Below are 19290 nucleotides of genomic sequence, written 5' to 3' on the forward strand. Positions count from 1 at the left end.
CCAAGATATTGGTGGTTGGGACGTAAGTAAAGTAACCGATATGAAGAACATGTTCGCTAGTGTACAAACATTTAACCATAACATTGGTTCTTGGCAAGTTGGCCAGGTGACCAATATGGTCGGCATGTTTGCATATGCTTGGAAATTCAACCAAGATATCGGTGGTTGGGACGTTAGCAATGTCACCAACATGGCTGGGATGTTCTTCTCGGCAAGAGCCTTTAACCAAGATATTGGATCCTGGGACGTGCAGCAAGTAACCAGTATGAAAAACATGTTCTTTGATTGTCCTTTGAACCAGGATTTAGGTGCTTGGAACGTAAGCAATGTAACCGACATGTCGGATATGTTTGGAAGCTTTGGCCATCTGTCTGTGGAGAATTACGATAAGCTATTGATAGGTTGGAGTACGTTAACATTGCAGAATGGGGTGAATTTTGGCAATTATGCCGCTTTTTATTGTAACGGAAGCGACGCTCGACAGCAAATAATCGATGACTTTGGATGGAGCATTTTTGATGCTGGTGCAAAATGTTTGGATTCTGACAATGATGGTGTTGAGGATTCCATTGATGTCTGCCCCAACACGCCAATTGGAGAAGAGGTAGATGAAACTGGTTGTCCCGTTGATCAAGATGAAACAGATACGGATGGAGATGGCATTCCTGATATGGATGATACCGATGACGATAACGATGGAACTCCAGATACGGATGATGATTTTCCTTTGAACCCCGAGGAAGATACCGATACGGACGGAGATGGTACTGGAGATAACGCCGATGAGGACGATGACAATGACGGTACTCCAGATTCGGATGATGCATTTCCGTTTGATCCGGATGAGCATATGGATACAGACGGTGATGGTATTGGTGACAATAGCGATACAGATGATGACGGTGACGGATATTCCGATGAAACTGAACAGGAAGAAGGAAGTGACCCGAAGGATGCTTCCAGCATCCCTGAAGATTCAGTGGACGAGGGAGACGATAATGGGGATTCTCCTGGGATCAGTGAGCCATTGTTGGTGCCTGCACAAGCCTTTACCCCTAACGGAGATGGCAACAACGATGCTTGGATCATTCCAGGTATCGACAATTATCCCAATAATAATGTCAGGGTTTATAACAGATGGGGACATGAGGTCTTCGGAACGAAATCGTATAGGAACAACTGGGAAGGCTTTTACAAAAGCAGAAATGAAAAGCTTCCTGCGGGATCGTACCTCTACATCATTGATTTGGGTAATGGAAGTGCTCCGTTACAAGGCTGGATCTTTATCAACTATTAACCACAACGACAGAAAACACACAATACAGACATGAACCTAATTAATAAATTACAGATACTGTTAGCAGCTATGGTTTTTACCGCAACGGTGAATGCACAACAAGACCCCAACTATACCTTTTACCAGTACAACATGAACTTATACAACCCGGCTTTTGCTGGAAGCTCCGAGGCTGCTGAATTCTCATTGGGAATTCGGAGCCAGTGGGCAGGTATAGAAGGAGCGCCCGAGAGTCAAAGCGCCATCTTTGGTATGCCCGTTGGAAAGAACGTGGGATTGGGAGCGTCCATTCTCAATGACCGCACCTTTATCGAACAACAGACTTGGGTGGCCATAGACATTTCCTATTTCATCCAATTAAATGAAGACCATCGCCTTTATTTTGGAATCAAGGGTAGTGCCAACTCTTATAATGCCAACACCGATGGGTTGATTACCTATGGTGTAGCTCAAGACGGCACGCTCATCAACTATGAAAGTAGATTTACCCCAAATGTAGGGGCAGGAGCCTACCTAAAACACGATAGGTACTTTGTGTCTCTTTCTGCACCAAAACTTCTCACCCCAGATAGATTGCAGGAACGCGATGGCAATGCCTATTTGGGTGCAGATCGTATGCATGCCTATTTGAGTGGAGGCTACAGCTTTATCTTGGGCAAGACATTGGACCTAAAGACCATGGGGATGTTCCGCTATGTGGACGCCTCACCCGTATCTTTGGAACTTACCGGGATTTTGGATTTTGGGGAACGATTTGAATTTGGTGCCTCGTACCGAATTGACGAAAGTATCAGCGGCTTGTTCCTGTTCAATGTAAGCAACGGTTTTAACCTTGGGTATGCTTACGAAACGTCCATTCAAAATTCAATTGATGGATTGGACAACAATACCCATGAGCTTTTTATGAAGTTAACGCTATAAAAACCACTTATTAGATCAGGAGAGCTCAATTTTAAACATATAATTAAACCTAATAAGTTCGAGAAGATTGCTTGATGGTATCACATATACCTCTAACATTGTACTTTTAGACTAGGATTTTTATTTCTAGGTTGATAAAATAAACTGTGTAGCGATTAAATTATCTAATTTTATAGCGCAAAACCCCCATAAGTTTTGCCTCTGAAAGTACTGTTTTATAGACAGTTTAGAGTTCGGTTAACCAGTTTTTAAGACAAGTGTAAATACTGATTGTCAGGTAACTGCGAATAACGCTTTCTTCCAGTCATCCCGTCACATTTTAGTGTTTAGTTTGACATATATGTTCGTTTATTTTTTATAGTTAAATCTGACATCAACGAAGCAAGCTTACCAAAAGTGGTCTGTAATTCGGTTAGTAAAAAAGCATAAGCAAGGAAAAAAACAATAAACTTAAGAGTTGGCAAAGGAGGTTCGAATCCCTCAACGCACACCTTCTTTGAAAGGGTCTTAAAACCGGAAAATAATCTTGAGGATGAATATATCCTTTTCTTTGAACCCAGTTCAGAAAAGAGCACACAAGCTGCTAGGGAATCACATAACCGAATTGCAAAAAGATTGGACAGGACATTGATTCCAAAGGACCAAGCCATATTCCAACGTTCCTATTCCGGATCAGGTTCCTTCAGGGAGGATCCATTGGGTTTTAGGGACGAATACCAAACGCTCGAAACTCCGATGTTTGTAGTTTCCGGTGATCATGACATCAGTTTTGCAACGGAGAATTGGTTCCCATTGATGAAATATGCCCCTGCACTTCAGCATATCATATTCAATGATGCCGGACATGCACCCCATCACCAATTCCCGGAACAATCGGCAGGGTATATAAATGCTTTTCTAGGGAATCATTACTAGGAATTTCCAATAGAATCACCAATACAACCAAATCATTTATACTATGTATGCCAAACGACATTACGGTTTTTGGAAATTGTTCAACTGGAGCAAAAAACCTTTTATTCTAAGTACGCTTTATGCTGCCTTCACAACAATGGCCCATTGGCTGGTCTATACCTATTTCCATTTGGACATCGCATTGAATTGGCAGCCCATAAGTGTTTTGGGCATAGCCGTGGCTTTCTACCTTGGCTTCAAGAACAGTGCCAGTTATGAAAGATTATGGGTGGGGAGCCATTATCAACAGTTCCAGGAGCTTTGGCGCAGCCGTTACCAGTTTTATCCAGGGTGATGAAAGCCACTCCATTCAGAAAGAACTCATCTACAGGCATATTTCGTGGCTTACGGCACTGCGTTATCAATTGCGATTGGAAAGGGAATGGGAACATGTCGAAAATAGGTTAAAGGAAGTTTATATGCCTACCATTTGTGAACACTATTACGAGGATTTGGAAGGAGAAATTTTAAATATGATCGACCACGGGGAATTCAAAAACTATAAGGACTAATCCAATATGGCCACACAGATTCTACAAAGGCAATCCGTACGACTGCAAGAACCCAGGGACAAGGCCTATTTTGAGGATTGATCTCTTGGGTATTTTTTCTTATGGAAATGATCGGTGATTCGAACATTCCAAATCCCATGTCGACAAAAGATGGATTTTTGATGTAGAATAGGTCTGGCATTCGATGGTTTGTCATAACCGGACCGATTTACATAAATCACAAAAAGGACTCCCTGATTCGAGTCCTTTTTTATTGGTTTCGATTACTGCAAAAAATGACTGACACAACCCAACAAAACTTTATAACAACTTATATTTCAATAGTATATGTGATTTTATGTAAATCGTACTTCTGTACCATTCTTACGCTCAAACGGACTATTTATTCGAAAGCCACTGGAATAACTTTGTCCCATAAATCAATATAAAAACCATGATAGAGACAAGTAAAGTACCCAGCTTACAGGAAGTAAGTAGTACATCGAGGGAAATGTTGGAAAACGTCCAACAAAAATTGGGAATAGTCCCAAATCTTTATGCAACCATAGGCTATTCCTCTTCTGCCCTAAAAGCCATGTTGGAGACGGAGACCACTTTGACCAAGGATGCTTCCTTTTCGGCCAAGGAGCGGGAAGCAATCAACCTTATCGTTTCACAGGTAAACAATTGTGACTACTGTTTGGCCGCCCATACTGCATTGGCCAAAATGAGAGGATTCAGTGAAGCCGATACCTTGGCCATTCGAGCTGCAACATACGGTGACGCCAAATTGAACCTTGTATTACAATTGGCAGCTTCCATTGCCGAGAACAAAGGAAATGGGGATGCTGACTTAAAGGAAGACTTCTTTGATGCCGGTTATGATGAGAAAGCCTTGGTAGAACTGATCGCACTTATTGCATTGAGGAGTTTTACCAACTATGTTTTTTCCAATACAAGGGTACCTGTGGATTTTCCAGCCGCAGCTCCATTGAACTAAAAACCCAAAGATAGATCGCTAAGTAGACAAAACCTACTTACCGGTCCATCCAAACAAAAATGAATTGACTATGAAAACAATTGGACACATCATTCTATTGACCTTAACACTTGCCGTGATGGCGTGCAAGGACACAACAAGGGCCAACCGTGATACAGTGGGAACTAATACCGCTCCAGAAAGCCAAAAATTGGAAACCGTTTTCACGGATAGTATATATCAGTTTACCGGGGTTGCCGTGGCAAACGATGACCGGTTATTTGTGAACTACCCCTATTGGTTGGATACACATCAATATTCCGTTGTCGAAGTAAAACAAGGCAAAGCGGTTCCCTACCCCAATGAAACGTGGAACAGTTTTAAAAAAGGAGAAGACGGACAAAACAAATTTGTCTGTGTCCAGGCCGTGTATACCGATGACCAAAACTATCTATGGATTGTGGATGCCGCTGGCATTGGATTGGGCCCTGTATATCAAAGGAGCAACAAGGTGATCAAGATCAATTTGGCAACAGATGCAATTGAGCGGATCTATCGATTTCCCGAGGAAATTATCAATGAACACGTCTATCTTAATGACATCCGTGTGGACAACCAAAATGGTTTTGCCTATATGACGGATTCCTCCTCAGGGGGATTGGTCGTTTTGGATATCAACTCAGGGGAATCCAGGTATGTTTTGGAGAAGAGCCCAGCGGTCCTATCGGATAAAAACTATACGTTCAGTCCTTTGGGCGAAGAACTCACTACAAGTGATGGCAATCCTTTGAAGGTGAACAGTGATGGAATAGCCTTAAGTCCTGATAGGGAGTGGCTCTATTTCAAGCCCCTCACCGATGCAAAATTATACCGTATAAACACTTCGGTTTTAATGGATTTTGAAACCCCAAAAAACACCATTGAGGAAAGTGTAATCGACCTAGGGACTTTTACCACCACCGACGGGATGATCTTCGATGACAAGGGTAACCTATACTTTGGCGATTTGGAGCAACACAGCATCCTTAAGATCACACCAGATCTTCAAATGCAGGAATTGGTACAGGACAAGGACCAATTGATCTGGCCCGATAGCTATAGTATTTCCAAAGATGGATATCTGTACATCACGGCTTCCCAAATCCAATGGATGCCTTGGTTCCATCAAGGAAAAAACAAAACCAAAATTCCTTATAAGGTATTACGATTGAAATTATGAAAAATATACTAGCCATAATTCAAGGTTGGGAAACAAAGTCCATACCTTTCTTACGGATAGCCATATTTGTGGTCATGGCTTGGATCGGGGGCTTAAAGGCATTCCAGTATGAAGCAGATGGTATTGTTCCCTTTGTGGCCAATAGTCCTGTCATGAAGTTCTTTTACGCCCATCCAGAAGAATATCAACGTTATAAAAACAAAGAGGGTGAATTGGTGCCAACCCATCTTGCGTGGCACCAAACCAATGGAACCTATCGATTTTCCTATGTTTTGGGAACGGTGATTTTCCTTATTGGAACATTGACCCTCTTGGGAATCTGGCTGCCCAAGATCGGACTGATTGGAGGATTGTTGACCATGGCCATGTCCTTGGTAACCCTTTCTTTTTTGATTACTACACCGGAAGTCTATGTGCCTGATTTGGGAGGTCCCGATCATGGTTTTCCTTTTCTATCAGGAGCAGGAAGATTGGTCCTGAAGGATATTATCATGATGGCGGCCGGCATGACCGTTGCCTCTAAAAGTGCAAAACAAATTCGAATTGAACCTAAATAAAAAATAAGACAATCCATGAAAGCAATTGTATTAAAGACACCGGGAGGTGTAGAAAATTTGACCATCCAAGAAGTAGATAGGCCCACCATCAAATCCGGAGAGGTATTGATCCAGGTCAAAGCAATCAGTATCAATCCCGTCGATGTAAAATCAAGATCGGGCAAAGGAGTCTATGGACGGATAAAGGATGAAAATCCGCTTATTTTGGGTTGGGATATCTCAGGAATTGTGGTGGAGAGCCAAGATGCCAAATTTAAAACCGGAGATGCCGTTTTCGGAATGGTGCAATTCCCCGGACACGGTAAGGCTTATGCCGAATATGTTGCGGCACCAGCGTCCCAACTGGCCTTGAAACCCCAAAACATCACCCATGAAGAAGCGGCTGCGGCAACATTGGTAGCACTGACCGCTTGGCAGGCTCTTGTCAAAAATGCCCAAGTCCAGAAAGGACAAAAAGTACTCATCCATGCAGCTTCTGGAGGTGTAGGTCACATGGCGGTCCAAATTGCCAAATATTTGGGGGCAACCGTGGTTGGTACGTCCTCGGTAAAAAACAGGGATTTTGTACTGGGCCTGGGAGCTGATGCGCACATTGATTACCACACCTACGACTGGACAGCCCATCCCCGGGAATTTGATTTTGTCTTGGATACCATTGGGGGCAACAACATCGACCACTCCCTTGAAGTGACCAAGGAAGGGGGAAGTATCATCAGCATTCCAACGGGGTTGAACGAGGAGGTCACCTCAAAGGCAGCCTCCAAAGGGGTCAACGGCTATTTTATCCTGGTACAATCCAATGGTGCGGACATGGAAGCGATTGCCTCCCTAATGGAAAAAGGAACCCTCAAGTCCCATATTTCCCAAACTTTCGATTTTGATCGAATGCAAGAAGCCCATTTGGCGCAAGAGACAGGAAGAACGGTAGGAAAAATCATTATTACCCTATAACCTTGAAACGCATGAAAAACGTATTGATTATTTCATTAAGCATCCTAATAAACCATGGAATCCGTTCCCAAGAACCAAAACACCTGGTTTTGAATGAGCTCCCGGAAAAACAGCTCAATGACTTGATTTCAAGAAAAATGGTCTCTGGTGAAAAGGGCACCATTGGCTATTTTACCTTCAAAAAGGGGGCCGAGGTACCATGGCACCAACACCCCAACGAACAGTATTCCTTGATTACACAAGGTAGCGTAAAAGTGTATATCGGCAAGACCGAGACATTGGTCAAAGCTGGGGAAGTCATGGTCATCCCACCCAATATTCCCCATCGGTTCATTGCCTTGGAGGACGAGACCATAGACATTGATTTTTTCACCCCTTCCCGAATGGACTGGATCAATGGAACGGACAACTATTTCAATGAGGGGCCAGACAAGGTCAAAGAGAAACCTTGGGACCTGAAAGTAGGTCAACCCGAGGTTTTTGCAAAAGTGGACCATGCTGTGGGCAACATAGCGTTTACGCCCCAGGGAGAAATTGTGTACAGCCAGCATCCCTTTTTTGCACCGGAGACCCGGGTTTCCATATACAATCGGGAAACAAAGACCAGTAGGCCGTTCCCCAATGAAGCTTGGAATACACCAAATAGGGACAATGACCATTATTTCAGCAATGTATTGGGAATCCGTAACGACGCCAACGGAATCATATGGATATTGGATATGGGACAGCGCAATGAGGTCACGCCAAAAATTGTAGGATGGAACACTCGTTTTGACACTTTGGAACGTATCTATTATTTGCCCGAAACCGCTTTGGCCGCAACCTCACAACCCAACGATATGGTCGTTGATACCAAACATGGAGTATTCATCATTGCTGATGAAGGGATCGGCAAAGGCGGGAATGGTGAAAAAGCCGCATTGATCGTTGTGGACATGGCTACCGGCCGGACACGAAGGCTTTTGGAAAGTACACGGGCAACACTGCCTGAAAACGTCCCTATTACCATAGATGGGCAACCCTTACAGGTGAACGGCCATCATCTCTTGGTGGGATGTGACGGGATAACCGCCGATGAAAATTTCGAATGGCTCTATTTTGCACCATTGAACGGAACTAAAGTGTATCGGATCCGCTTGGAGGAACTATTGGACGAGGGGTTGGCTCCGTCCGAATTGGAAACCAAGGTGGAATCCTATGCTTCAAAGGCGAACAATGGAGGACTCTCGATCGATCGTGATGGCAACCTATATTTGACAGATGTGGAATCCCACAGTATCTCCGTCATTCTGGCCAAAGACCGAAGTACCCATAAATTGATGGATGACCAGCGTATGGCCTGGCCTGATGGGGTCAGTTTTAACGCAGTGGATGGCTACATGTATGTTTCAGCCGCTCAGGTACATTTAGGTGCTGCCTTCAATAATGGAACCAATAAGGCCAAAGCACCCTTTTACATTTTCAGGTTCAAGCCTTTGGCCAAGGGCTTGATGGGAAGATGATGAATTGATTTAGACAAAAAAGAGGCAGACCTTAAAAGTCTGCCTCTCTTTATTAGTTTAATCCTTTATGCTTGAACGGTCTTTAAGGGTCATTTCCGCAATGTCATCCTTCCTTTTAAAAGTAACTCCTGCATGGCCTTGCATATAGCGCACCAGATCATGGGCCATCTTGACCATCTGCGCCGTCCCCCCTATCCTATCATGGAAACTGATGGACATCAATCTTCTCTTCAACTCACTTTCGATATACAATTGGTCAAAATCCGCTTTGACCTGATCATAGAATTGATCAACGGAAAATCCCTTACCTTCAATAAGTAGAATGTCATTGTTGCGCAAGGTATACGGAACAACAGCAAAATCCTTCCCATTGATGGTCAACAAGAAAGGTTCGTCCCTACTTAAATCATCAATATGGTAGGTAAAACCCAGTTCTTGTAAAATCCGCAGTGTATTTTCACCCCTGCGCAACCAATTGGCATTATAACCGACCGGTCTAAACCCCGTTGTTTCCTGTACGGCCTTGACGCCGTCCAGAATGAACTTCTTTTCCTGCTCATAGCTTAAGTCATACTGATTGCTCCAGTTCATCCCATGTGCCGCTGCCTCATGGCCCCGATCAACAATTTCCTTTGCGAGTTCCGGATTTTTCAGAACCGCAGAACCAACCATATGGGAGGTAACCTTGATGCCAAGTTTATCCCAGTTATCAAGCATTCGGGGTATCCCCTCCTTATAACCATATTGATACCAGGTTTCAGCGGGAAAGTCCTTATACCCCTTTTTCATATTTTGGGGAAAGGGACTTTCCGCATTTTCCGGTTGACCACCAGACTCAAATTGCATGGAAATGGACACCACCATTCTAGATCCATCGGACCATTTCGACGGTAGCGCTTCATTTTGTTCTTTCGTATTCATTGTATTCATAAATCCTTGAATTGGTAAATAGCTCAATGCTCCAAAGGCACTAGACTTTTTGATAAAATTTCTTCTGCCGTTCAATGCTCAATAATTAGAGGTTCGATATGCTGTTATCCAGGGAAAAGGAATTTCGATCCACAAATTGGAGCAACCCTGCCAAAAACAACAAATGGATCAGTTGTGAAGGGATGGCCTCCCAATTTTCGAGCATACAGGTTCCGAACAATAGGATCAGCATCAGAAGGGCAGCAATGGAGGCGGCTTGTCTTGTAAACAGGCCGATCAACAACAAAATGCCAAGGGAAAATTCCATAATGGGGAGTAAAAGGCCAAAAAAATGGACCATGGGTTCAGGAAGCATCGTTTGTTGAAAGCCTCCCGACATCCATGATGCAAAGGCACTTAATTTGGGCAAGCGTACCAAACCATGACCAAACATGCTCATACCAACACCCAATCGAAGCACCAGAAAAACATTTTTTTTCATAACAAAGTTTTTAGATTTTGACATCAAAGTTGGCGCTTCCGTTTTCAATAAAATTGTATAATTTTAGGGTATCTTTGTATTTTATCAAGTATGAACAAACGTAACCTATACTTGCCTTATGAGGTCGAAAACCGGGTGATGACGGAATATGTGGCCAAGGAATTCCAGAACACCTATTTTGAGATGATCTTTGTTTTGGAAGGTAACGGGGTACAGGTCATCAATTCGAACAGGTTGACATATGGCCCGAATAAATTGTTTCTTGTTTTTCCAAGGGATGTCCATAGTTTTGAAATCAAGGAAACTTCCCACTTTTTTTTCCTTCGGTTCAATGAGAGCTATTTGAAGGAGCAGCCATCCCACTGGTTGAATACATTGGAATATATTTTCCATAACCATGACCATTTACCTGGATGTATCCTAAAACACCTTTCTGACAAAACCATTGTCCGGTCCCTTACCGAGGCTATCACCATGGAATCCGAAGGGGAAGCCCCTTATCAACAAGAAGTTGTACAACAGCTCATCAATACGTTGATCACCATTGCGGCCAGAAACATTTCAATACGGGACAATGCTCCAAAGTTTACACCCTCATATCCAATTTCATTGCAAGGTTATATCCATAGGCATATTTATGAACCCGAAAAATTGAGGAGCCAGACTATGGCATCCGTCTTCAATGTCTCACCCCATTATCTCGGGGAACTTTTTAAAAAAGAGACTGGGGAAAACCTAAAAGACTACATTGGCAAGTATCGGATAAAACTGATAGAATCAAGACTTCAATATACGGATATGCGCATAAATGAACTTTCTGCAGAGTTTGGCATGACCGATTCCAGCCATCTTACCAAATTCTTTCTTCGGCATAAAGGGATAACCCCGACCCAATTCCGTGCTAGGTCAAGGAAATAAGCATAACTTACCATTGCGTCGCCCCTGACCAATCTTCATAAGTAGAACTAGTTGAATCAAATAAGAACCTATAATCCCACTTTTGTGCTATTCTTCCTCTGAAACAGACTATTTCCACGGAGCTACCACTGATAACTTTGTTCCAACAAATTAAAAAACATGAGTTATGAGTAAAACCATATTTATTACAGGAGCTTCCAAAGGGTTTGGAAAACTGTGGGCGGAAGCCTTTTTAAAACGAGGGGACCGCGTCATTGCGACAGCTAGAAAAATTAGTGATCTAGATGATTTGATTGCCACCTACGGGGACCTTGTTTTTCCTTTCCAATTGGATGTCAATAATAGATCTGAAGTGTTCAAAACTGTTAAAGAAGCTGCGAATGCCACTGGGAATATTGATGTGTTGATCAACAATGCTGGTTTTGGGTTATTTGGTACCACGGAAGAGACCACCGAGGAACAGGCACGTGCACAAATGGAAACCAACTTTTTTGGCTCCTTATGGGTAGCACAGGCCATTCTTCCCGTATTCAGAAAACAAAAAAATGGGCATATCATTCAAATTTCCAGTTTTCTTGGATTGACAACCTTACCAATGTTAGGGCTTTACAACGCCTCCAAATTCGCTGTGGAAGGATTGATCGAGACCATTTCCTCGGAAGTGGCCCATTTAGGTATCAAAACCACACTGATCGAACCCAACGGGTTTTCCACGGATTGGTCAGGGGCTTCGGCCGTACAGACGCCTTCAACCATTACCGATTACGATCCGGTACGCAATGCTTTCGAAGCTGCAGGCTCCAATCCTGACAATTGGGGTATTCCAGCTGCAACAGTTCAACCTATATTGGATATTGTAGATATGACTCAACCTCCGAAACGACTTTTATTCGGGAAAGTGGCCTACCACACTATCCATGAATTTTTGAACCAAAGGCTTCAGGAAGTAGGGGAATGGAAAACGGTAAGCTTGGCCGCACACGGGCATTAATGGGAATTCAATTGCTATGAATCCATGGGAAGGCCAACGAATGGCCTTCCCTCTCTTACATTACCAAAAAAAAAATGATTGTACTCGAAAAAGAACACAAGGGTTTGAGCACCTGGCTTGCCTTTATGTTGATCCCGCTAGGAGGTTTGGCCACGGATATATTTTTGCCTTCCCTACCGGGTATGGGACGTTATTTGAACGTTTCCCAATCCGCGGTCCAACTTTTAGTGATTGTATTTATGACGAGTTCGGGACTGAGCCAAATTTTCATCGGAGGTATTTTGGACAGTTTGGGTCGATATCGGATCAACCTCATTTCCCTATTGGCCTTTTCCCTCGTGAGCTTTTTGATCACCATTATCCCAAACATCTATGTGATCTACGGTCTTCGGATCGTACAAGGAATTGCTGTATCCTTGATCATAGTGGGTAAAAGGGCCTATTTTGTAGATCTCTATTCCGGAAACCGCTTAAAGCACTATACCAGTCTATTTTCAGTGGTCTGGGCCACGGCACCGGTTATTGCTCCTTTTATTGGAGGGTATTTGGAGCATAATTTTAGCTGGAGAGCCAATTTCTACTTCCTTGCCCTGTTCACTTTGACGATGTTCGTCCTTGAATTTCTATATAGCGGGGAATCCTTGCCAACACATGAACGAAATCCGTTCAAACTTTCCAAAATCGTAAAAATCTATAGATCCATGCTTGGTACCCGGGATTTCAGTCTGGGCCTGTTGATCATCGGCACCAATTACAGCCTTCAGATTTTATATAGTATCTCGAGCCCCTTCCTCATTGAGGAACAGTTCCACCACTCCCCTATCACTACGGGCAACAGTGCTCTTATATTGGGTCTGGCGCTCATGGCCGGTGGTTTGGTTTCCAAAGCCATGATCCATATTCCCTTAAGAAGAAAATTACTGGTGGCCATCCTTTTGGAAGTAATCCTTGCATTGGCCATGACCATACTATCGATTCGGTACAGTTCCCTCTACACCTTAGTAGGTACCGCATTGTTGATAAATTTCATTTCAGGGTTCATTTTCAACAATGTGTACTCCTATTGCCTCAGACGATTTAGTTCGAATGCCGGGGCAGCCAGTGGGTTAACAGGTGGGGGCATTTACGTGATCAGTTCCATATTGAATTTTGGCATGATCGGTTCGGTGACCATTTCCAGTCAATTGGTCTACAGCTATCTGAATTTAGGACTGGTGGGGCTCATGGCCATGGCCATTTTTGGATTCCTGTCCCATCGAAAGGCCAGATCCATCGGTTATGAGTAAGGACATAGGAGATTTGTGCTATTGTTCCCGACAAATGGACTATTTAAACCCTTTGGAAAACAAGAATTTTACATCATAAATTAAAATATAAACCAAATATATATCACAATGAAAAAGACAGTTTTTATCACAGGAGCATCCCGCGGATTCGGAAGATTATGGACCGAGGCCCTTTTGGAAAGGGGTGACAATGTTGTAGCCACAAGTAGGAATAAAGAAGCCTTTGAAGATTTGGTAAGTACCTATCCAGAAAATCTTCTACCCCTTGCTTTGGACATTACCAACAAGGCCCAGGTGGAGCAAGCCCTTCAAACCGCCAAAACCCATTTTGGTTCGGTCGATGTCGTCATCAACAATGCAGGATACGGGGTTTTCGGAGCGATTGAGGAATTGGAGGAAAAACAGGTTCGCGATTTGATCGATGCCAACATCATGGGCACCTTGTTCGTCACCCAAGCCGCCATACCGATCATGAGGGAGCAAGGTAAAGGACACATCATCCAACTCTCCAGTGTTCTTGGTATTTGGGCATTACCGATTCTGGGTATGTACAATGCCACCAAATTTGCAGTGGAAGGCATGAGCGAGGCGTTGTCGCATGAGGTAAAGGATTTTGGCATCCATGTGACCATGGTAGAGCCCAACGGGTATAAAACAGACTTTGGTGGAAGTTCTGCAGTAAGTGCAGAAATCAACCCTGCCTATGAAAAGGTAAGGGAGACCCTATTCCAAACGGAGGGCATGCCCGTGGAACAATATGGTAACCCGGAGGCCACTGTACCCGCTATCTTGACATTGATCGATGCCAAGGAACCGCCCCTACGATTGTTCTTGGGCAACTTGGGTCTTAAGAAAACCAAGGAAGAATACGCCAAAAAATTGGCAGAATGGGAAGCTTGGGACGAAGTGGCCGTTGCTGCACACGGATAATATAATAGCTCTATCCATGGATTTACAGGTGTTAAATTAGCGTGAATCCATGGATACTTCGATTAAAAAAAACTGTAATTTTAAACGTATGAAACATTTCCGCACATTAAGCGAACTACATGAGGGAAATGGATGGGCGCCACCAGAAAATCCTTTTTTCAGCATGATCGGGTGTCAACAGGCCTGTCCCCTTGGAGATAGGGAGTTTACCACTGATGCCTATGTCATTGCTTTCAAAAAATTGAAATCAGGCGTAATCATGTATGGTCGTACCCCCTACGACAATACCAATGGTTCCATGTACTTTATGAAACCAAGGCAAATTATCGAGCTCAAGGGCTTGGAATTTGAGGAGGCCGGTTTTATGTTCTTTATCCACGAGGATTATCTTTTGGGCCATGAACTCTTCGAAACAGTGCAGAAATATGGCTTTTTCGACTATGAGGTCAACGAGGCCCTGCACCTGTCCCCCAAAGAGGAAAGTGTAATATGGGAGCTCAAGGATAAGATCATTACAGAATACAACAACAATCAGGATGAATACAGTAGGGAAATCATGCTGGGGCACATGGCCTCCATATTAATGTATTCCCAGCGGTTTTACAAAAGGCAGTTCATCAACCGATCGGAGCTTTCAGGCAAGACCATATCCAAATTCGATGCGGTCCTTCAGAAATATATCAAGGAAGGTGGACTCCAAGAAAGGGGGTTGCCCTCGGTGAACTTTATGGCCGAGCAACTGTTCCTATCACCGCGATATTTAAGCGACCTGCTGAAACAGGAAACAGGTAAAACAGCCATGGAACTTATCCATCTTACGCTTATTTCCGAAGCAAAGAACCTGCTTAAATCTGCAGATCGAGGAGTTGCCGAGATTGCTTATGAACTCGGTTTTGAAAATACATCTTATTTTACACGCTTGTTCAAAAAACAAACGGGAATGCGTCCCTTGGACTTTAAGAAGCAACTCCTATTGAACTGATAAGGTGCATCAAAAAACGATGGACCAAAGCCATCTGAGTTTTTGAATGTAAAAAAGGGAGCATATCGATAGCCTAAATGGCACTGTTGGATATGCTCCCTTTACTTTTGAAATAGACCGAATCTTCCTCGCTACCTCTGGGATACCAACATAGGGTCCAATTGCCTTTATTGACCTTTCGGAACATAATGAAAAGTACCATTGGATTTGACAATATATCCCTAACGTGGAAATGGAAGGTGATTGCCAAAAAGCAGTTGCTTGGATTCTGCCAAGTGTTCCAAAACGGATAGCCTGGTACGAACAACAAGTTCAAAATCAGAATCAATCTCGTTGCCCCATTCGGGATGTTCAACCAATAATTGATGTTGAAAAACATCAGCGATATGTAGAAGGTCTGTTTCCCCTGAACTGATATGTATCATCATTTGTCCTAGGGTATGCCCTGGTGCCGGAACCATCTGAAGAAACCCAAATAAGATGTCGTTACCGTTGTAAAAGTGTACGGGCGACCTTAGTTTCTTCAAATAATGTCTTGTAAACTGAATTTCAAAAGCGGCCACAGCATTTTGGGTTCCTTTCGAAAAATCAGGCTCTGGGACATCCAAAAATCATATTCTGTTTTAGATATGTGAACCAGGGCGTTTGGAAAGGCAAGGGCGCCATCCCCAGTCAAAACCCCACCAATATGATCGGGATATGCATGGGTAAGTACAATATGGGTAAGTACAATATGGGTAATACTAGAGACGGCAATATCAGCACTTGCGAAATGATCCAACAATTTTCCACTCGTTGGCCCAAGGGAACCCCCACAACCCGTATCAACCAAGATATGTTCGTTCCTTGAAGTATATTATTGATAATATTATCCAGATATTCCTTGTTTACAAGCAAGAGACTTTCCACCAACCTTCTTTCAGAGATATCCCAAAAAAATATGGTAAGTCTTTCCTGTGAAGGATAAAAGCAATACTCGAACCATTTATCGAAAGGGGCATAATATTCTTCAGACTATTATTTTTTTGTGCTTCCTAGGCTCTATGGACCATCGTATGAAATGTTAAGTGAAACATCCGGAAACTCGGTCCAAAAATGCTTCCCAATCAAATTCGTAGCCGTTCTATCCAAGATTTCAGCAGCATTGCCATATACATACGTAATGCGCCATTCCGTATTTAACGATATAATGCCATCGCTGATATTGTTGAGCGTAAAATCCAATTGAGACAGATGTTTCTTCCCGGCCAGTAGATTCCTGTATTTACTCCTGTAGTTCAATATTGAAAATTCATCGAGGTTTTCAGAACCCGGGGGCAGGATTTCCTTGCTCATTTGTCGAGGTTTTTCAGTAGGCCCAAATGGGCATTGATCTCGCCTTGGCTATTCCGTATACTGGTAGAAAATATGGATACTGGAAAACGACTCCCATCCTTTCGCATGTGCACAGTCTCATGCTCTCCCCTTATTCCTTCCTTCAATGTTTTTTTGAACCCCGCCAAAAAGTCCTTTTTCAGTTCAGTCGGCCAAAAGTTCCTCCTTTACAAAACCAATGAGTTCACAAACTGATGAATTGACAATGATAATTTTGCTGTTCATATCAGTGATCGGTAGTCCTTCACGGATGGATTCTACAAAAATATCAGAAAAACCGGGGTCTTTCTTGAGAGTTTTTACGATTGTTTTGTCACTGTCTGCCATAACAATATCCGTGCTATTCAACAATTGACCCATGTGGGAGGATATATCATGTTAAATTAAAATTTTCGGGGGAATTACAACTTGACCAAAGTCAAATCACTGGGGCATTTTGCACTGGGGTCCTCTTTGTCCACACCAATAATCGAAACTATCCCAGATCTTACAACATACTTGAAAAAGGTTTCATTAAAAATTTAAGATTTTGAGATTTTAATTATTAAGTCTTAATTGATAATATTACAATTTCAAATCAAAATTCCCTACCCTATTAATAAAATCGTCAAAAAATAACCTTGAAAAAATTGCTAACTTAGGGGTCACATTCATTACCAAACATTAATCATATACCCAAATTTAGAATCGTAAAGTCCTAACCCCCTAATCCATGAACTATCTGAGAAATGGCTTGACCGCTTTGTTGAGCCCACTATTTCTATTTGCCCAGACCAAGCAAAAAACAACCGAAGCCTTTGACAGTATCTTTTACCACACCTACATGGAAACGGCCACCACGGATTTGGACAAAGCCCTGCACACTGCCGATTCCCTGTACCAAAGTTCAAAAACGGATATCCATAAAATCCGATCCTTAATGCTCATTTCCGACATGTACCATAGGAAGGCCAATAGGGACTCTTCCATATATTATGCCAAGGTAGCTGAAGATATTGCCCACAATGCAAATATTTTTGATTGGCAAGCCAGGATCAGCGGTGTACTTTCCACCCAATACCGAAACATGGGATTGTATAAACAAGGTAGCCTTTACTTGAAAAAAGGTCTTGAGGCCAGTGAAAACATTCAAGATCCGAATACCTCCAAACAATTCAGGGGGCAAGTCTATCAAGAAAAAGGATATTACGCCTTGAATCTGATGCAGTATGATCAAGCGGTCAATCATTTTAAAACGGCACGGGCCCTCTTTGAATCCCTTCCGGAATCCAAGAACCGAATCTTGTTTTTATCCCAGACCGAGGAACAGCTGGGAAAGAGTTTTTTAAAATTACGGCAATTGGATTCGGCACGGCTTCATTACAAAAAAGGTCTTCAAATGTCCACCAGAACGTCCGATGGCAAAACGGTGTTCAAAGGTTTTATCCATCTTGGTCTTGCCAAGGTCAATCTGGCACAAAACAAGATGGAACAGGCCAAAGACCATTTGGATAAAGCATTGGATATTTCAGAAACAGCCGGACTACCGGATTTCAAGGCAGATGTTTACCAATGCTTGGCAACATACAGCAAAGCCACTGGGGACATCGATCAATACACCCACTTCAATGACCTTTATGTGGCAGTTGTCAAGAACACTGCCGTGAGCAATCAACAGTATTCGGACAATGTGGTCACCAAAGTAAAACAAGAGTTGGAGCAAACCGTTGCTTCAAAGAAAATGTTCCTTTCAGGTGCCATTATTGCTTTGGTTTTGGTAAGTGGGATTTCGATACTATATGTAAAAAGACAAAGACAAGATCAGAAAAGATATCGAAGTTTGATCGCGAATCTTAAAAAGAAATCTGAACCGACCCGCTCCGCTACACTGGATACTTCCATAGGATTAGGCAATACAGTCCAGGAAAGATTGATGCCCATAGATACTGAATTGCATATATTGGACCAACTTGACACCTTTGAAAAAGGGCAACTCTATTTACAACCCAACCTTACCTTGGCACAATTAGCGGTTCAATTGGAGGTCAATACCAAATACCTTTCCCATACTATCAACAGGCACAAGGGCAAAGATTTCAATAATTACATTAATGAGTTAAGGATTGTACACATTGTTGGGGTCATTGAGAAAAACCCAAAATACCTATCCTATAAAATCGGATATATTGCTTCAGAATGTGGATTTTCTTCCCACAGCAAATTTGCCACGGTATTTAAAAATGTTACCGGCCTTACGCCTTCCTCATTCATTGATCAAGTAAAAAAAGAACGAAAAAACTTAAAAAGGGTCTAGGGCACTAGATTCTGTCCTAAAAATCAACCACTTATTTAAATCCAACATAACTAATTGTAAATGTGTTGTTTACAGCTAGCTTATGTGCGTCCCGCATTTTTCGTATTCCTGAATTCAGATATACTTCACTGCATATTCCTGAAATGTTGCCGTTCTAATTTCAGTAATTTTCCTACAAAATCCACATAACACTACGATTAAAACTCAAGAATTAAATAACCATTAACCCATACC

22 protein-coding genes are annotated in these 19290 nt (G+C 42.7%); 16 read left to right on the top strand and 6 right to left on the bottom strand.

The window, feature by feature from the left end:
• The 10 genes from DCK90_RS10370 to DCK90_RS10415 form a co-directional block, all read left to right on the top strand.
• Positions 1-1297 (top strand): BspA family leucine-rich repeat surface protein (locus DCK90_RS10370; protein ID WP_159075809.1); only part of this gene is annotated, 1297 nt, incomplete at its 5' end.
• Between the two features lie 30 nt (positions 1298-1327).
• The gene (locus DCK90_RS10375) at positions 1328-2218 is read left to right on the top strand and encodes a PorP/SprF family type IX secretion system membrane protein (RefSeq protein WP_108246146.1); all 891 of its coding nucleotides are present in this window, start codon (positions 1328-1330) and stop codon (positions 2216-2218) included.
• Positions 2219-2833: 615 nt separating this feature from the next.
• Entirely contained in the window at positions 2834-3133 is a 300-nt protein-coding gene (locus DCK90_RS10380; protein WP_159075810.1) for an alpha/beta fold hydrolase, read from the top strand.
• 43 nt (positions 3134-3176) lie between these two features.
• Entirely contained in the window at positions 3177-3467 is a 291-nt protein-coding gene (locus tag DCK90_RS16990; RefSeq protein WP_159075811.1) for a bestrophin family protein, read from the top strand.
• Positions 3388-3684, top strand: a complete 297-nt coding sequence (locus DCK90_RS10385; protein WP_108246148.1) for a hypothetical protein — start codon at positions 3388-3390, stop codon at positions 3682-3684. Before DCK90_RS16990 ends, DCK90_RS10385 begins: the two co-directional genes overlap by 80 nt.
• 433 nt (positions 3685-4117) lie before the next feature.
• Positions 4118-4663 (top strand): carboxymuconolactone decarboxylase family protein, encoded by a 546-nt coding sequence (locus tag DCK90_RS10395; protein WP_199912683.1) that lies wholly within the window; start codon positions 4118-4120, stop codon positions 4661-4663.
• A gap of 70 nt (positions 4664-4733) precedes the next feature.
• On the top strand, positions 4734-5861 hold the full coding sequence (locus DCK90_RS10400) for an L-dopachrome tautomerase-related protein (RefSeq protein ID WP_108246150.1): 1128 nt from the start codon (positions 4734-4736) through the stop codon (positions 5859-5861).
• A complete protein-coding gene (gene rclC / locus DCK90_RS10405; RefSeq protein ID WP_108246151.1) occupies positions 5858-6418 on the top strand; it encodes a reactive chlorine resistance membrane protein RclC in 561 nt (186 codons plus the stop codon). Before DCK90_RS10400 ends, rclC begins: the two co-directional genes overlap by 4 nt.
• A 15-nt stretch (positions 6419-6433) precedes the next feature.
• Positions 6434-7369, top strand: coding sequence for an NADP-dependent oxidoreductase (locus DCK90_RS10410; protein WP_108246152.1), 936 nt, complete (start codon positions 6434-6436; stop codon positions 7367-7369).
• Positions 7370-7380: 11 nt separating this feature from the next.
• Positions 7381-8871, top strand: a complete 1491-nt coding sequence (locus DCK90_RS10415) for an L-dopachrome tautomerase-related protein (RefSeq protein ID WP_108246153.1) — start codon at positions 7381-7383, stop codon at positions 8869-8871.
• Between the two features lie 57 nt (positions 8872-8928).
• On the opposite strand, the gene DCK90_RS10420 is transcribed toward DCK90_RS10415, so the two are convergent.
• Complete coding sequence (locus DCK90_RS10420) at positions 8929-9801, bottom strand: polysaccharide deacetylase family protein (RefSeq protein WP_108246247.1); 873 nt, start codon at positions 9799-9801, stop codon at positions 8929-8931.
• Between the two features lie 85 nt (positions 9802-9886).
• The gene (locus tag DCK90_RS10425; protein WP_108246154.1) at positions 9887-10282 is read right to left on the bottom strand and encodes a DoxX family membrane protein; all 396 of its coding nucleotides are present in this window, start codon (positions 10280-10282) and stop codon (positions 9887-9889) included.
• A gap of 90 nt (positions 10283-10372) precedes the next feature.
• Between DCK90_RS10425 and DCK90_RS10430 the strand changes: the two genes are divergently transcribed.
• The 5 genes from DCK90_RS10430 (at position 10373) to DCK90_RS10450 (ending at position 15389) form a co-directional block, all read left to right on the top strand.
• Entirely contained in the window at positions 10373-11200 is an 828-nt protein-coding gene (locus DCK90_RS10430) for a helix-turn-helix domain-containing protein (protein WP_108246155.1), read from the top strand.
• A 166-nt stretch (positions 11201-11366) separates the two neighbouring features.
• Positions 11367-12191 carry an SDR family NAD(P)-dependent oxidoreductase gene (locus tag DCK90_RS10435; RefSeq protein WP_108246156.1) on the top strand — a complete coding sequence of 275 codons (825 nt, stop codon included), beginning with the start codon at positions 11367-11369 and terminating at the stop codon, positions 12189-12191.
• 74 nt (positions 12192-12265) lie between these two features.
• Positions 12266-13477 carry an MFS transporter gene (locus tag DCK90_RS10440; RefSeq protein ID WP_108246157.1) on the top strand — a complete coding sequence of 404 codons (1212 nt, stop codon included), beginning with the start codon at positions 12266-12268 and terminating at the stop codon, positions 13475-13477.
• A 108-nt stretch (positions 13478-13585) separates the two neighbouring features.
• Positions 13586-14407, top strand: a complete 822-nt coding sequence (locus DCK90_RS10445; RefSeq protein WP_108246158.1) for an SDR family NAD(P)-dependent oxidoreductase — start codon at positions 13586-13588, stop codon at positions 14405-14407.
• Between the two features lie 88 nt (positions 14408-14495).
• Positions 14496-15389, top strand: coding sequence for a helix-turn-helix domain-containing protein (locus tag DCK90_RS10450; RefSeq protein ID WP_108246248.1), 894 nt, complete (start codon positions 14496-14498; stop codon positions 15387-15389).
• Positions 15390-15610: 221 nt separating this feature from the next.
• Here the strand turns inward: DCK90_RS10450 and DCK90_RS10455 are convergent, their stop codons facing one another.
• The 4 genes from DCK90_RS10455 to DCK90_RS10475 all read right to left on the bottom strand — a co-directional run bounded on the left by DCK90_RS10455 (position 15611) and on the right by DCK90_RS10475 (position 17123).
• Positions 15611-15997 (bottom strand): MBL fold metallo-hydrolase, encoded by a 387-nt coding sequence (locus tag DCK90_RS10455; protein WP_159075812.1) that lies wholly within the window; start codon positions 15995-15997, stop codon positions 15611-15613.
• Positions 15998-16430: 433 nt separating this feature from the next.
• Positions 16431-16724, bottom strand: coding sequence for a PAS domain-containing protein (locus tag DCK90_RS10465; RefSeq protein ID WP_108246161.1), 294 nt, complete (start codon positions 16722-16724; stop codon positions 16431-16433).
• On the bottom strand, positions 16721-16891 hold the full coding sequence (locus DCK90_RS10470; protein WP_159075813.1) for a PAS domain-containing protein: 171 nt from the start codon (positions 16889-16891) through the stop codon (positions 16721-16723). The genes DCK90_RS10465 and DCK90_RS10470 overlap by 4 nt, the downstream gene beginning before the upstream one ends.
• Positions 16892-16907: 16 nt before the next feature.
• Positions 16908-17123: a PAS domain-containing protein gene (locus DCK90_RS10475; RefSeq protein ID WP_108246163.1), complete on the bottom strand. Its 216-nt coding sequence runs from the start codon at positions 17121-17123 to the stop codon at positions 16908-16910.
• A gap of 352 nt (positions 17124-17475) precedes the next feature.
• Here DCK90_RS10475 and DCK90_RS10480 point away from each other — a divergent pair, with 352 nt between their 5' ends.
• Positions 17476-19056, top strand: coding sequence for a response regulator transcription factor (locus DCK90_RS10480; RefSeq protein ID WP_108246164.1), 1581 nt, complete (start codon positions 17476-17478; stop codon positions 19054-19056).
• The last annotated feature ends 234 nt before the right edge of the window (positions 19057-19290 follow it).

Source organism: Muricauda brasiliensis (assembly GCF_003057865.1).
Classification (GTDB): Bacteria; Bacteroidota; Bacteroidia; order Flavobacteriales; family Flavobacteriaceae; genus Flagellimonas; species Flagellimonas chongwuensis.